The organism is Marinicella rhabdoformis (genome assembly GCF_009671245.1).
Lineage (GTDB): Bacteria > Pseudomonadota > Gammaproteobacteria > Xanthomonadales > Marinicellaceae > Marinicella > Marinicella rhabdoformis.
This window is the reverse complement of sequence record NZ_VTFS01000003.1, coordinates 58,735-73,966: the sequence shown is the minus strand read 5'-3', so window position 1 is coordinate 73,966 and position 15,232 is coordinate 58,735. Positions and strand designations below refer to the sequence as shown.

Genomic DNA, 15,232 nt, shown 5'->3' with positions numbered 1-15,232 from the left:
TGATTACTGATGATTACTCATATAAAGGGATGCATTGACCATGTTTTAATGGTTTGATTTTAAAGTGGTGGGCTAGGGTTTGGCCCATATCCATAAAACCGTCTCGTTGACCTATGTTTTGCGCCTTGATATTGGGGCCAAAAAAGACAACGGGCACGTGTTCTCTGGTGTGGTCAGATCCCGGTTGTGTGGGGTCGCAGCCATGGTCTGCTGTTATGAGTGCCACGTCTTCATCAGTCATGAGTTTGAACAGTTCTGGTAAACGTGTATCAAAGTCCTCAAGTGCTTGGGCATAACCTGCCACATCACGTCGATGACCATACAAGCTGTCGAAATCGACAAAGTTGACGAATATCAGCGTGTTGTCTTGGGCTGTTTTGATTTCGTCTAGCATGGCATCAAACAACGCCATATTACCACCGGCTTTGATGCTTTTTGTGATGCCACGACCAGCAAAGATGTCATTGATTTTCCCAACAGAAACCACCTGATGGTTGGCTGCTTTCATCGCATCTAACAGTGTGTTTTCAATGGGTGCGGTGGTCAGGTCTTTGCGGTTGTGTGTGCGTTGGAAATTGCGGGCGTGGTCACCATCAAAGGGTCGGGCAATCACACGAGTGATGTTCATGGGCGCTGTGAGCTCTTTGGCAATTTGACAGACTGACAATAATTTGTCTAAGCCAAAGTGCGTTTCGTGAGCAGCAATTTGGAACACAGAGTCGGCAGATGTATAGACAATAGGTTTTCCAGTTTTGATGCTTTCTTCACCCAAGTCTTGGATGATGGTGGTGCCAGAGGCATGGCATTGTCCCAATACACCAGGAAGCTCACAGCGCTCAACGAGTTCATTAATCAAATTTTGTGGAAAACAGGGTGTGGTCTTTGGGAAAGTGGCCCATTTAAAGGGCACAGGCACGCCGGTCATTTCCCAATGACCGCTGGGTGTGTCTTTATCAAAGCTGTGCTCCAGGGCATAGCCGTAAGCTGCCTTAGGCTGTTGGACATCTTGTAATCCAGTGTCGGACTGTGGCCAACTGTTTTTTAATGCTTCTCCTAAGCCGAGAGCAAGTAAGTTGGGGATGGACAAGGGGCCAGTTCTGACTTCAGTGTCAGCCACTCCAGCTTGGCAGGCCTGTGCAATGTGACCAAGCGTGCAAGCTTTGCTGTCTCCGTATTGGTCAGCATCTGCACTGGCACCCACTCCCAGTGAGTCGAGTACCAAAATAACTGCGCGTGTCATAAATTGATGATTATTGAGTTAAAAATGTAATTTAACACACAACTATTTTTTCTCCCAACACATGTTTATATATCCTGAAATTTCAGTGAGATAAATGTAAAGCTTAAAACACTTATCATTGCGCCATATGAATTGCCATGCCAAATACTTTACTTAAGACAGAAGCCAAAATTTTAGATAAAATCATCAATCGGTTCATTTGGTTGTGGATATCGCTGAGTGTTGTTGCCTTATTTATGCAGCTTCAACGGGCTGAAATTTCTTCTATGGACTGGGTAGAGGTATCGCAATCTGTTTTGATGTTATCAGTTTGGATGGTGGCTTTATTTAGGAAAAAATTACCGTTATACATTAAAACTTCGCTCATTACTCTAGTCAGTGGCGGCATTGCTTATTTAGGTATTTTTAAATATGGATTGATGGCTGCTGGGTTCAGTATCATTCCCATGACGGCTTTAATAATCGGCATGTTTTTTGACCGGCGGGCATTTTGGAGCTTTTTTATATTTAACATTTTGGCGTTGTCTTGTTTGGCTTGGGGGTATGCTCAAGGTCATGTGGTCCAAACTTTTTCTCAACAAGCCATCAGTATGGATCCTGGTCATTGGATGATATTTATTTTCACCTCAATTGTGGTGGTTTTCTTTATAGGTATGTCATTATTGGAATATAAGAAAGCGCTTGGGATTGTTGTTAGAAACTTGGAACAGCAACATAAAAAAATGGAGCATTTGGCTTCTTTTGATCAGCTGACAGGCCTGTCTTTGATGACCTTTGCAGAGAAAAAAATTGAAAAATTAATTGCGCAAAGGGTGAAACACAGTCATGTAGCAGTTATGTTTTTAGACGTTGATAACTTTAAGATTATCAATGATCATTATGGTCATGAAGCGGGGGATTGTTGCTTACAGTTTATTGCTGGGGCCATTAAATCTATCATCAGAAAAGGTGATGAAGCTTGTCGAATAGGTGGTGATGAAATGGTAGTGATTTGTGACAAAATCAAGCACCATGATGATGCGCTTGAATTATCAAACCGTTTGGCACAAAAAATTGCTGCTGGTTTTTTCTATGAAGAAGACCACATTCCGGTATCGGTCAGTATTGGTGTTTCTATAGCGCCCTATCATTCGAGTAAATTCAGTGAACTGCGTCGTTGTGCTGATTTTGCCATGTACCAAGCCAAAAAGAACCAAGAACATCATGTGGTGATGTATTCAAGGTGACTTTTATTCACGCTTGGCTTATTAAAAATTATTTTCAACCCAGCCTGTTTCACCTGATGTGTAATGTTCATTTTTCCAAATGGGCACTTCTTTTTTAACTTCTTCTAAAATGTATTCACAAGCTTCAAATGCGGCTTTTCTGTGGTTGGCTGAGACGCCTACCCATACTGCCATATCGCCTATGGCCAATTCGCCGACGCGATGACAGCACACGGCTTCATTGATGTCGAATTTTTGTTTGGCTTGTTCTATGATTTGGTTGCCGACTTGTAGTGCCAGTTTTTCATGTGAGGAGTAGTGCAATTGTTCTACATGCTCACCATTGTTGTGGTTGCGAACCCAGCCTTCAAAGCAGACGTATCCACCACTTTTGGGGTTTTCTGTTTGGGCTTTTAAAGCATCAGGGTCAATCGCAGTGTCTTTAAGCGTGAACATATCAACCTCCTGACGCGGGTGGTAAAAAGCCAACCACATCACCGGTCTTAATTTCATCTTGCCAGTTGGCAAATTCATCGTTGATGATGGGTTTGATGTCATTGGCTTGGGGCACTTTGTGGACTTTGCAAAGTTGCTGATAGACGTCAGCAATAGTTGTGTGTTCTGTTTGATAGGCAGGTGCTTGTGCTGAAAATTGCGCACGAAGGCGGCCGTAAAATTCTAAGGTGATGTTATTCATTGTTTTAGTTTCCTCAATGTCTGACATTGTGATTTCTTACTTTTTGATGTCGGACTTGCCACCTGATTTTTGTACCAATCGTGTCTGAGAAATAACGATGTCGTGGCTCAGGGCTTTACACATGTCATAGACGGTCAAGGCCGCCACAGAGGCGCCTGTTAAGGCTTCCATTTCTACACCGGTCTTGGCGTGTAATTGTGCAACACAACGGATTTCTAATTGGCTTTGGCTGATGGCTTTGATGTTTATTTTGCAAGATTCTATATTGATTGGGTGACAAAAGGGGATTAGCTCGTGTGTTTTCTTTGCCGCCATGACGCCAGCAATGATGGCTGTTTGAAAAACGGGGCCTTTTTTACTGTTGATTTCTCCGCCTTCCAATACAGCTTGTACTTCAGGTGGTAATTCAATGTGCGTGATGGCTTCGGCGCGCCTGAGTGTGATCACTTTTTCACTGACATCAACCATGGTGGGTTGGTTATTTTTATCTATGTGGGTCAATGTTTTACCCTTTGGGTTATTTTCTGTTGTCATCTCAACCACCCATCACAAACATTTCAATTTTTGGTAACTGCGTTTTGGTTTCATTATGGCGTTGGGCAGAATACTGGTCATCACGCTGTTGCCAAATGTCTTTGACAAAATCATTCAATTCTTTGGGCTGATTCAATAAGGGTTTCAGGTCGTGCCCTTGAGCGGTGAATAAGCAGGTAAACACTTGACCGTCGGATGACAGTCGAGCGCGGTTACAGTCACTGCAAAAAGGTTGGCTGATGGATGAAATCATGCCAAATTCACCTGAGCCATCACTGAACCCATAACGCTTAGCCACTTCACCTTTGCTGGTGGGTGTTTTGCTTTCAAAGTCAGCGTGCTTTTCTATGATTTTCAACACCTCAGCAGAGGGCAGTACTTTGGCTTCTTGCCATTTGTTGATGTTACCTACGTCCATGAATTCTATAAAACGAACGACAACACGACTGTTACGAAAGTGATCAAGTATCGGTAAAACTTGGTGTTCATTCACACCTTTTTGAACAACTGTATTGATTTTGACTTGTTTGATGCTGCTTTGGTTGCACAGCTCAATCACATCAAGGATTTCTTTGGCGGTGTGTTTGGTGCCGGTGATCTCTTTAAATAAATCATCATCAATGGCATCTAAGCTGATGGTGATGCGATCTAAACCTGCGGCTATTAAATCATCCAATACAGGTGGAAGCAAGGCACCATTGGTGGTCAGCGCAATGTCTTCTATGCCGTCTATGGCTTTAATGTCGCGGATTAAATGCTTCAGATTTTTGCGCAACAGGGGCTCACCGCCGGTTAAACGCACTTTAGTCACACCAATGGCTGCAAAAGCGGCAACAGATGCTGTGATTTCTTCGAAGCTGAGGTTGTTCTCAGGTGCACTTTGCGCGCGCATGACATCTACATGTTCTGCGGGTAAGCAATAGCGGCAACGAAACTGACACCGGTTGGTGACTGAAATTCTTAAATCTTTACAAGGCCTGTCAAGCTGATCTGTTAAGGGTTCGTGATTCATATTTTAGATTTTACATGGTTTGGTGTTCAGTTACGTGTGCCACAAGTTGAGCTGACGCTGGCATCATTGTCGGCAGGGCGCAAGTGTTCAACAAAATTACATGGTCTGTGACTGGCATCCAGCTGTTCTTTTAATATGCTGTTCCATGCTGTACGACAGGCATTGGTTGAACCGGGCATACAAGCAATCAATGTACCATTGGCAATGCCAGCAAAGGCGCGTGACTGAACAGTTGATGTACCGATTTCAGTATATGACACTTGGCGAAACAATTCACCAAAGCCAGGCACATCAGTCATGATCAATGGCATCACTGCATCGGGGGTGGAATCCCTTTGTGTGAATCCAGTGCCGCCGGTAATCAGTACCACCTGCACATCCGAACGGTGAATCCAATCTGAAACCACAGCCCTGATATGAAACAAGTCATCTTTGATGATTTTTTTGTCAACCACGTGGTGTCCCGCCTCAGTGGCGTTTTCTTTTAATGACAGACCAGAGGTGTCTGTGTCTTCATTGCGTGTGTCGCTGACAGTCAAAACGGCGATATTCAACGCTTCAAAGGGTTTGGGTTGGTGCATACTCATGTTTTATTCGTGTCAAATTTAGTTGAAATAGGCATGTTGCTGTGACTGTATTTTTACATGCCACAACAACATGCCGTTATTTTGAGATTTTAACCTCTTTTCCTGACCACTTGATAACCTTTGCGGAATAAATATTTCGCGGGTGCACTCCATACGTGAACCAATCGAGTGAAAGGAAATACCAAGAACATGGTCAAACCCAAAAAGATGTGCAATTTAAATATCAACGCTTCATGAATGATAAAGTCTGCAGCACCTGAGCGGAATGTGACGATGTGTTGCGCCCAATTAGCCAAAGCAATCATAGAGCTGCCATCTGGATGTTGTGCCGAAGCTGGGATGGTTAGCAAGCCCAAAATCAATTGCACAAACAACAGCAACAAAATAAAGATGTCAGAGAATTTTGTTGTCGCTCTGACCCTTGGATTGGTCAATCTACGGTGAATTAAAATCACCATGCCGATGAAGCACAAAGTGCCAAAGATGCCACCAGCTGTCATTGCCATAACCTGTTTGGTTTCTGCTGTCATGAACAGGTGGTAAACACTTTGTGGTGTTAACAAGCCGACCAAATGACCAAAGAACAACAAAATAATGCCGACGTGGAATAAGTTGCTGCCCAAGCGCATGCCTTTGGTTGATAGCATTTGGCTTGATGAGGCTTTCCACGTGTACTGATCACGATCATAGCGAAAAATACTGCCCAACAAAAACACCGTCATGGCAATATACGGATAAATGCCGAATAAAAATTGATTCATTGTAATCCTCCTGTAGGTGGCATGGCTGGCCCTTTCGACTCATTGATGTTCACTTTAATCTTTTGATTCAAGTAATTTCTTGATTTGAAAGGGTTTTTACCAAATGCTTCGGGTTCTACCCATTGGTTGTCAATGTCTTCAAAAGTGACCTCATCTTTCTCTTGGGCCACCATTTGTTTGATTTCTTTGCGCATTGATTTTGGTGACACTTTACCGTCTGCCATTTCATTCAAAGCAGCGAAGACGTGTTTATAATCCAGTTTCTTTTTGGCCAAACGTTCTTTGATTAGCATCAATACTTTGTTTGCTTCACCTAACACAGCACTGGCTTCTTTGGCTGTACCTGAAGACAAAAACTCCAGAAATACAGGTAAGAAATCAGGCAGTTCTGATGTGCTCATGCCAAATCCGTTGGCACTGTACATTTCCATCAAGTCGACCATAGCTTGTCCACGGTCTCTTGATTCGCCGTGGATGTGTTCAAACAAATGCAAAGAGTGCGCAGGGCCACGATCAAACGTGGCCACATACTGTTCTTGTAAATCAATCAAATCACTCGAATCGATGCGATCAATCAGTTCATTCAAGCCTTTTAATTTGGCTTTTGAGAGTAACTTTTCTTCTGCTAAAACGGTTTTGAATTCTGACACGTGGTCAACCCAATCTTGACGCGGGTAGCTCAATAATAAACTCAATACTTTATAAGTCTTCATCTCATTCTCCTTTGGGCAGGTTGTTGGTACCTTGGCCACGAACCTTACCGCTCATGGTGTTCTTTTGTTTAGATGAGTCAAAAATGTTCAGCTTCAACTTATCGCCACTACCGCCAGAACAACCGTTACCAAAACTGAACCCACATGATGAACGGCTTTCAAAGGCCATTTCATTGTCAAATGGCGTTTCACCCGAATACTCACGGTGGTTGGTTGGGATCACAAAGCGGTCTTCATAATTGGCCAAAGCGATAGAGCGGTACATTTCGTCCATCATTTTTTCATCAACACCGTGTTCTGCTAATAAGTCATGGTCAGTGATGCCCAGTACCGTTTTGCGGCGCATGAATTCACGCAATAAGATGATGCGTTTTAAGCCCACTTCAATCGGTTCAACCTTACCTGCAGTCAGCAAGTTGGCCAAATATTTAACTGGAATACGCAATTGATCTAATTCAGGGAACACACCATCGTCTGAATCAATCAAGCCTTGTTGCATGGCTGTTTTGATGGGTGACAAAGGTGGCACATACCAAACCATTGGCAAAGTGCGGTATTCTGGATGTAATGGGAAAGCAATTTTCCATTCCATCGCCATTTTGTATACAGGTGATTTCTTAGCCGCTTCAATCCAAGATGGTGGTACACCGTCTTTGATCGCTTGCTTTTGAATTTCAGGGTCGTTTGGATCCAAGAAAATGTCTAACTGTGCTTGATACAAATCTTCTTCGTTCTCAACACTGGCGGCTTCACCGATGCGGTCAGCATCATAAAGCATTACACCCAAGTAACGGATGCGACCGACACAGGTTTCAGAACAAACGGTCGGTTCACCGGCTTCAATTCGTGGGTAACAGAAAGTACATTTTTCAGATTTTCCAGATTCCCAGTTGAAGTAGATTTTTTTGTAAGGACAGCCCGAGACACACATGCGCCAACCGCGACATTTGTCTTGGTCAATCAATACGATGCCGTCTTCTTCACGTTTATAAATCGCGCCAGAAGGGCAGGTGGCCACACAAGATGGATTCAAGCAATGCTCACACAAACGTGGCAAGTACATCATGAAAGTTTCTTCGAACTGGCCGTAGATTTCTTTCTCAATGTTGGTGAAATTGTAATCCTTGCTTCGTTTTTCAAATTCACCACCGAGAATTTCTTCCCAGTTTGGACCTTTGTTGGCTTTTTCCATCTTCTCGCCAGTGATGGCAGAATGCATGCGTGCCGTAGGTGGTGTACTTACCTCTGGTGAATTTTGTAAGTTGGCATAATCAAAAGAGAACGGCTCATAATAGTCGTCAATTTCAGGCAAATCAGGGTTGGCAAAAATTTTACTTAACAGTTTTAATTTGCCTCCCATTTTGGGTCTGATTTTGCCGTTTTTGAGGCGTTCCCAACCACCATTCCATTTGGCTTGGTTTTCCCAGTCATCTGGGTAACCGATGCCAGGTTTGGTTTCTACGTTGTTAAACCAAGCGTATTCAACGCCTTCACGCGATGTCCAAACGTTTTTACAGGTCACAGAACATGTGTGACAACCGATACATTTGTCTAAGTTCAGGACTTTACCTATTTGTGCTCTGATTTTCATTGTTCACCTCCAGCGGCTGCCAACTTGGCTTCTTCTTTTTCCCATTGGATTTTCTCCATCTTGCGAACCACAACAAATTCATCGCGGTTTGAACCGACGGTGCCGTAGTAGTTGAAACCGTAAGACAATTGGGCATAGCCACCAATCATGTGGGTTGGTTTGACCACAGTTCTGGTCACCGAGTTATGGATACCACCACGAGCACCCGTACTTTCAGCCAACGGCGTATTGATGGTTTTCTCTTGTGCGTGGTACATCATACTCATGCCTTCAGGTACACGTTGTGATACCACAGCACGGGCTGCAATCGCACCATTGACATTGTACAGCTCAATCCAGTCATTGTCTCTGACACCAATCTTCTGAGCATCAATTTCACTAACCCAAACCACTGGGCCACCACGGTTCAATGTCAGCATCAATAAGTTTTCAGAATAGGTTGAGTGAATGCCCCATTTTTGATGCGGGGTAATCCAGTTCAATACCACTTCTTTACTGCCGTTACTTTTGACTTTTTGAATTGGTGCCACTGTTTTGGTGTTGATGGGTGGCTTGTAAACACAGAAGCCTTCACCGAAATCACGCATCCACTTGTGGTCTTGATAGAAATGTTGGCGACCTGTTAATGTGCGCCAAGGAATCAGCTCATGTACATTGGTATAGCAGGCGTTGTATGAAACGTGTTCATCTTCCAAACCTGACCATGTAGGTGAGGATATGATTTTTCTTGGCTGCGCTTGAATGTCACGGAAGCGGATTTTTTCCTCTTCTTTAGGTTTGGCCAAATGTGTGTGATCTCGACCAGTGAATTTACCTAAGGCATCCCATGCTTTGACTGCCACTTGACCATTGGTTTCAGGTGCCAAAGACAACACCACTTCGGTGGCATCAATGTCAGATTCAATTCTTGGCTGACCTTGAGAGACACCTTCATCAGTTACTTTTTGATTCAATTTACCTAAGAACTCAACTTCGTTTTTGGTATCCCATGAAATGCCTTTACCACCGTTACCCAGTTTTTCCAACAAAGGACCCACTGAAGTGAATTTTTTGTATGTATTAGGGTAGTCGCGTTCCACTTCAATAAAGTTAGGCATGGTTTGGCCTGGAATGGCTTCACATTCGCCTTTTTTCCACTCTTTAACATCCAAAGCTTGAGCAATCTCAGCGGGTGTGTCGTGCAAAATAGGTAGGGCAACCAAATCTTTTTCTGTGCCCAAATGGCCGTCACACACTTCAGAGAATTTTTTAGCAAAACCTTTGAAAATATCCCAGTCACTGCGTGATTCCCAAGCGGGATCAACCGCGCGAGAAAGTGGGTGAATGAAAGGATGCATGTCTGATGTGTTCAAATCGTTTTTCTCGTACCAAGTGGCCGTCGGTAAAACGATGTCAGAGTACAAACAGGTGGTTGACATGCGGAAGTCTAATGTCACAACCAAGTCCAACTTACCTTCTGGTGCTTTGTCATGCCATTTTACTTCTGATGGGATTTCGTGGCCCATCTCTTTGACGTCTTGGCTCATCACGGCATTTTGGGTGCCAAGTAAATGTTTCAACATGTACTCATGACCCTTACCAGAAGAACCTAAGATGTTTGAACGCCAAATGAACATGTTCCTTGGGAAATTATCTTCATGATCTGGATCTTCACAAGAGAAGCTCAGGTCACCCGAAGTCAATTGTTTAACCACATAATCTGAACTTGATAAGCCTGCTTTACTGGCTTCTTTGGTTAAGGCCAATGGATTACGTTTTAATTGTGGTGCCGATGGCAACCAACCCATGCGTTCTGAACGCACGTTACAATCAATCAGTGAATAGTTGCTCCAATCTTTTTTGTCAGCCAAAGGCGACAAAATGTCATCGACTTGTAATTTTTCATAACGCCATTGGTTAGAGTGGCTATAGAAAAATGACGTTGAGTTCATGTGACGGGGTGGGCGGTGCCAATCCAAGCCAAAGGCCAGCGGCTGCCAGCCAGTTTGTGGTCTGAGTTTTTCTTGACCCACATAATGTGACCAACCGCCACCTGATTTACCGATACAACCACACATCATCAACATGTTAATGATGCCGCGGTAGTTCATGTCCATGTTGTACCAATGGTTAATCGCTGCGCCCAAAATAACCATCGAGCGGCCACGTGTTTTGTCTGCGTTGTCACCAAACTCACGGGCAATGCGAATCACGGTTTCTTTGTCCACGCCTGTTATTTTTTCTTGCCAAGCCGGTGTATAAGGTATGTCATCACTGAAAGACTTGGCACAGTTGTTGTCATTCAAACCTTGATCGACACCATAATTGGCCATCATCAAATCGAATACGGTAGCAACCAGAATTTCTTTGCCGTCACCCGTGGTGACTTTACGAACTGGCACTTTGCGTTTCAGAATATCTTCATGCTCAGTGTGTTTGAAAATTGGTTGTTCATGTGCTTCGTTGGCGAAATATGGGAAGGACACTTCAACCACGTCATCATGGTCTTTGACCAATGATTTCAACGGCCAAATTTCAGTGCCATTGTCTACATTTTTGGTTTCTAAGTTCCACTTGCCTTTGTTTTCACTCCAACGAGAGCCTACAGTGCCATTGGGGACTGTAATTTGATTGCTTTTTTCATCAATCAAAACAGGTTTCCATTCGGCTTTGTCTTGTGCACTCAATGCTTTGACGTCACTGGCACGTAAAGTTCGACCGGCAGCATAACCAGATTCATGTTCGTCTAGGCGAATCAAGAACGGCATGTCGGTGTAAGTTCGTGTGTAATCATCGAAGTAATTACTGGTGTTGTCACGGTGGAATTCTGACAGGATCACGTGGCCCATGGCCATCGCCAATGCCGCATCAGTACCTTGACGTGCTGGCATCCATTGGTCACATAATTTAGCCACTTCTGAGTAATCTGGAGTCACCGCAACTGTTTTGGTGCCTTTGTAACGCGCTTCTGTGAAGAAATGCGCATCAGGTGTACGTGTTTGAGGTACATTTGAACCCCAGGCAATGATATAAGATGAATTATACCAGTCAGCACTTTCGGGCACGTCAGTTTGCTCACCCCAGGTTTGAGGAGATGCTGGTGGTAAATCGCAGTACCAATCATAGAAGCTCATACAAACGCCGCCAATCAATGACAGGTAACGACTACCGGCTGCATATGAAATCATGCTCATGGCAGGAATGGGTGAGAATCCAATGATTCGGTCTGGGCCGTGTTCTTTAATCGTGTGGACATTCGATGCGGCAATGATTTCATTGACTTCATCCCAATCAGCACGTACAAAACCGCCGAGGCCACGAATTTCTTTGTATGACTTTTTATCGACTTCATTCGCTTGAATTGATGCCCAAGCTTCAACTGGGTCGTTGTATTTAGCTTTGGCTTTGCGCCACAAACGAATCAGGCGACCACGCACCATCGGGTATTTCAAGCGCGTGGCACTGTATAAATACCATGAGTAAGAAGCACCACGTGCACAACCACGGGGTTCATGATTGGGCAAATCTTCGCGGGTTCGCGGGTAGTCCGTTTGTTGGGTTTCCCATGTCACCAAGCCGCGTTTAACATAAATTTTCCAGCTACATGAACCGGTACAGTTTACGCCGTGTGTTGAGCGCACGATTTTGTCATGTGCCCAACGGTTGCGGTATGCACGCTCCCAATCACGATTTTCATCGGTGGTGATGCCATGACCTTTTGAGAATGTCTCTGGCTTTTGTTTGGTTAAATAAGTTAACCGGTCTAAAAATTGACTCATAGGAAACCTCGGTAGTTGTGTTTTTTATTACTCATGAAATATTTCATTGTTCTTTTTTTATTTTTTGTTTTAATTATTCAGGGGTTCTTGAATTCAGAATTGCTGCGCAAATAAAACCACCAGTTCAAAATGATGCAGACCATGTAAAAGCCGGCAAAGCCGTACAGTGCATATTCAGGTGTGGCGGCTTTGATGTTCTCACCCAGTACTTGTGGGATATAAAATGCACCATAAGCAGCAACTGCAGAAGACCAGCCCAAAACAGGGCCGGTTTGTTCTTTGTTGAAAATCACAGCGATGCTGCGGAAAGTTGATCCGTTGCCGATTCCAGATGCCAAGAACAAAGTCAGGAACAATACCAAGAAAGGCACGAAATATTGCTCAGGTGTGGCACTTTGGTAGGCTTGTTGCATGTAATATGCCACGCCCAAGGCACTGAGTACCATGATGACTGAAATGATTTGAGTTACTTTGGCACCGCCTAATTTGTCAGAAATCATGCCACCGATAGGTCTAATCAATGCCCCAATAAACGGTCCCATCCAAGCATACATCAAGGCACTGGGTCCGTTTGGATTGGCCAAGTCATGAGTCATCACGCCATCAACCATGATGTGTTGAAAGCCGAAGATGACCTTGATAGACAAAGCAAATGCAGCTGAAAAGCCAATAAATGAACCAAAAGTCATGGTATAAATGACAGTCATGACCCAGGTGTGTTTGTTACCAAAAATTTTGTATTGTCGTGAAAGGTTGCGGCCAATAGGTCCCGGTGTTAATTTTAATAAAACCACAGTCAAAACAATGACGATTAAAAGCACCAAAGCTTTGTTAAGCTCTAATCCAGAACCACTCATGTGTTCAGGTAACAACAGCCACAAACCAAACAAAGCAGTGACCATACCACCGCCTAACATGAAGATGATGTTAGCAAAAGCCATGAATGGAGAACCAATGTGTGGAGATACATGTTCGTCTTTGATGTTGTTCATGCCCAACCAGGTGGCAAATGCCAAAGGCACCAGAATCAATAACCAGACAAAGCCAGCATTTTGAATGTAAGTTTCTGTTCCAGCAGGGATTTTACCAATCAATGTACCACTGAACCCAAGTAAGGTCAGTGAATCTCCACCGAAAGAACCAAACAAGGCAAAAGTCATCACCAAAGGCACCAAAATTTGCATGGTGGTGACACCAAAATTACCCAAGCCTGCATTCATTCCCAAGGCATAACCTTGTACTTTCTTAGGGAAGAAATAACTGATATTAGACATTGATGAGGCAAAATTACCACCGCCAATACCACTGAACAGGGCCCAAAGTTGGAACTCCCAAAGTGATGTGCTGGTATCTTGGAGTGCAAACCCTGTACCTACTGCAGGTATGATGAGCAATGAAGTGGTTAAAAACAGTGTGTTTCTTCCACCTGCTATGCGGATAAAGAATGTTGACGGGATGCGCAAGGTGGCACCTGACAGTCCTGCTATGGCGGTTAAACTGAACAATTCAGCTTGTTCAAAGGGAAATCCCAGGTTCATCATTTGTACTGTGATGATACCCCAGTACAACCAAACGGCGAAACCGCACAGCAGTGCGGGTATTGAAATCCATAAATTGCGGTTGGCAATTTTTTTTCCATAGGATTCCCATTGTTGTTCGTCCTCTGGGTTCCAACCTTTTAAATCTTTAGCCATAGCTATGCTCCTTAAATGAGAAACCGAAGTGATTGGATAGTCAATCACTTCGGTGGTGTAAATTTATTTGTTATTAACGTTTCTGAGTTCAGGTAAGAATTCAGGTTTGTCCATGTTGGGATTGGCTTCTCTGTTGGCCTTGATGATGGCGAAATGCATCCAAACCAAAGCGATTCCAATGATCACAGTCAAAAGCATAAAACAGCTTGTCCAAACACCAATTAAATCATTCATGATGCCGAATGTGATGGGTAAGATGAAACCACCCAAGCCACCTATCAAACCAACGATACCGCCTACAGAGCCAACATTGTCTGGGTAGTAGTGTGGGATGTGTTTGTAAACCGCCGCTTTACCTAATGACATAAAGAAGCCCAAAATAATGGTTAAAGTCACAAACAACCACAAAGGGATGCTGATGTTGAAATGAATCGGTCCTTCGATGCCTGCCACGGTGTAGTCAGTTGAAGGGTAAGACAAAAAGAAAGTACAAATCACACAAGCAGTAAATGTCCAATACATCACGCGACGAGCACCAATTTTGTCAGAAAGCCAACCACCCAAAGCGCGGAAGACAGAACCGGGAAGGGCATAACACGCTGCCAAGAAACCAGCAGTGCCGAGTTCTAGTCCATACGCGCCAACATAATAGCGAGGCAGCCACAAAGCCAAAGCCACGTAAGCACCGAAAACAAAGAAGTAATAAAGTGAGAAGCGCCATACCTGTAAGTTTTTCAGTGGCTTCATTTGTTCCATAAATGGTCTGGCTTGTCCTTTTGCACCGGTATGTGCTGGGTCAGTTTTTGTGAAGATAAAGAACAATACACCGGTAATTGCGAGCACACCTGCATAGACCAAAACCACACTTTGCCAAACACCACCAACAGCGACCAATAAAACAGGTGCGCCAAAGTTAGTTATGGCAGCACCCACATTGCCGACACCAAAGATGCCCAATGCTGTGCCTTGTTTGTGGTCAGGATACCATGAAGAAACGTACGCCACACCAACGGCAAATGAGCCGCCAGCCAATCCCAATCCCAAAGCACCTAAGAGGTACATTTCATAGCTGTTGGCTTTGGTCAGGAAAAAAGCAGCCACGGCAGTGGTTAACATTTGTGCAGTGAAAACCAAGCGTCCACCGTATTGATCAGTCCAAATGCCTAAGAACAAGCGACTTAATGAGCCCGTTAAGATAGGTGTGGCAACCAAAATGCCGAACTGCGTGTCGTTCAAACCCAATTCGGCTTTGATTTTGATGCCGATGATGGAGAATATGGTCCATACAGCAAAACACACGGTAAATGCCAGGGTGCTTATCCCCAGGGCTCTGTTTTGGTCGCTTGATGATACGTTTTGTAAGTTCATAGCAGTTCTCTTTGAATGAAATTTCCGGTGTTGCCATTTTGGATACTTTGTTAAGAGATATAATTGACTTGA

At 44.0% G+C, this 15,232-nt stretch carries 13 protein-coding genes; 1 reads left to right on the top strand and 12 read right to left on the bottom strand.

Annotation, left to right across the window (positions count from 1 at the left end):
• Positions 1-13 precede the first annotated feature (13 nt).
• Positions 14-1,240 carry a phosphopentomutase gene (locus FET73_RS08130; protein ID WP_154223460.1) on the bottom strand — a complete coding sequence of 409 codons (1,227 nt, stop codon included), beginning with the start codon at positions 1,238-1,240 and terminating at the stop codon, positions 14-16.
• Between the two features lie 137 nt (positions 1,241-1,377).
• Between FET73_RS08130 and FET73_RS08125 the strand changes: the two genes are divergently transcribed.
• A complete protein-coding gene (locus tag FET73_RS08125; RefSeq protein WP_154223459.1) occupies positions 1,378-2,466 on the top strand; it encodes a GGDEF domain-containing protein in 1,089 nt (362 codons plus the stop codon).
• A gap of 21 nt (positions 2,467-2,487) precedes the next feature.
• Here FET73_RS08125 and FET73_RS08120 read toward each other — a convergent pair whose 3' ends face one another.
• From FET73_RS08120 to FET73_RS08070, 11 genes are all read right to left on the bottom strand, one after another.
• Positions 2,488-2,901: a molybdenum cofactor biosynthesis protein MoaE gene (locus tag FET73_RS08120; RefSeq protein WP_154223458.1), complete on the bottom strand. Its 414-nt coding sequence runs from the start codon at positions 2,899-2,901 to the stop codon at positions 2,488-2,490.
• Position 2,902: 1 nt separating this feature from the next.
• Positions 2,903-3,169: a MoaD/ThiS family protein gene (locus FET73_RS08115; RefSeq protein ID WP_154223457.1), complete on the bottom strand. Its 267-nt coding sequence runs from the start codon at positions 3,167-3,169 to the stop codon at positions 2,903-2,905.
• Between the two features lie 9 nt (positions 3,170-3,178).
• Positions 3,179-3,676: a cyclic pyranopterin monophosphate synthase MoaC gene (gene moaC, locus FET73_RS08110; RefSeq protein WP_154223456.1), complete on the bottom strand. Its 498-nt coding sequence runs from the start codon at positions 3,674-3,676 to the stop codon at positions 3,179-3,181.
• 1 nt (position 3,677) lies between these two features.
• Positions 3,678-4,688 (bottom strand): GTP 3',8-cyclase MoaA, encoded by a 1,011-nt coding sequence (moaA, locus tag FET73_RS08105; protein ID WP_154223455.1) that lies wholly within the window; start codon positions 4,686-4,688, stop codon positions 3,678-3,680.
• 26 nt (positions 4,689-4,714) lie between these two features.
• The gene (gene moaB / locus FET73_RS08100) at positions 4,715-5,269 is read right to left on the bottom strand and encodes a molybdenum cofactor biosynthesis protein B (RefSeq protein ID WP_484502570.1); all 555 of its coding nucleotides are present in this window, start codon (positions 5,267-5,269) and stop codon (positions 4,715-4,717) included.
• Between the two features lie 95 nt (positions 5,270-5,364).
• Positions 5,365-6,036 carry a respiratory nitrate reductase subunit gamma gene (gene narI / locus FET73_RS08095; protein WP_154223453.1) on the bottom strand — a complete coding sequence of 224 codons (672 nt, stop codon included), beginning with the start codon at positions 6,034-6,036 and terminating at the stop codon, positions 5,365-5,367.
• Complete coding sequence (gene narJ, locus FET73_RS08090) at positions 6,033-6,749, bottom strand: nitrate reductase molybdenum cofactor assembly chaperone (protein WP_154223452.1); 717 nt, start codon at positions 6,747-6,749, stop codon at positions 6,033-6,035. The genes narI and narJ overlap by 4 nt, the downstream gene beginning before the upstream one ends.
• A gap of 1 nt (position 6,750) precedes the next feature.
• Entirely contained in the window at positions 6,751-8,340 is a 1,590-nt protein-coding gene (narH, locus tag FET73_RS08085) for a nitrate reductase subunit beta (RefSeq protein WP_154223451.1), read from the bottom strand.
• Complete coding sequence (locus FET73_RS08080; RefSeq protein ID WP_154223450.1) at positions 8,337-12,098, bottom strand: nitrate reductase subunit alpha; 3,762 nt, start codon at positions 12,096-12,098, stop codon at positions 8,337-8,339. Before FET73_RS08080 ends, narH begins: the two co-directional genes overlap by 4 nt.
• Before the next feature lie 77 nt (positions 12,099-12,175).
• Positions 12,176-13,792 carry an MFS transporter gene (locus FET73_RS08075; RefSeq protein WP_154223449.1) on the bottom strand — a complete coding sequence of 539 codons (1,617 nt, stop codon included), beginning with the start codon at positions 13,790-13,792 and terminating at the stop codon, positions 12,176-12,178.
• Between the two features lie 63 nt (positions 13,793-13,855).
• Complete coding sequence (locus FET73_RS08070; protein WP_154223448.1) at positions 13,856-15,160, bottom strand: MFS transporter; 1,305 nt, start codon at positions 15,158-15,160, stop codon at positions 13,856-13,858.
• Positions 15,161-15,232 lie beyond the last annotated feature (72 nt).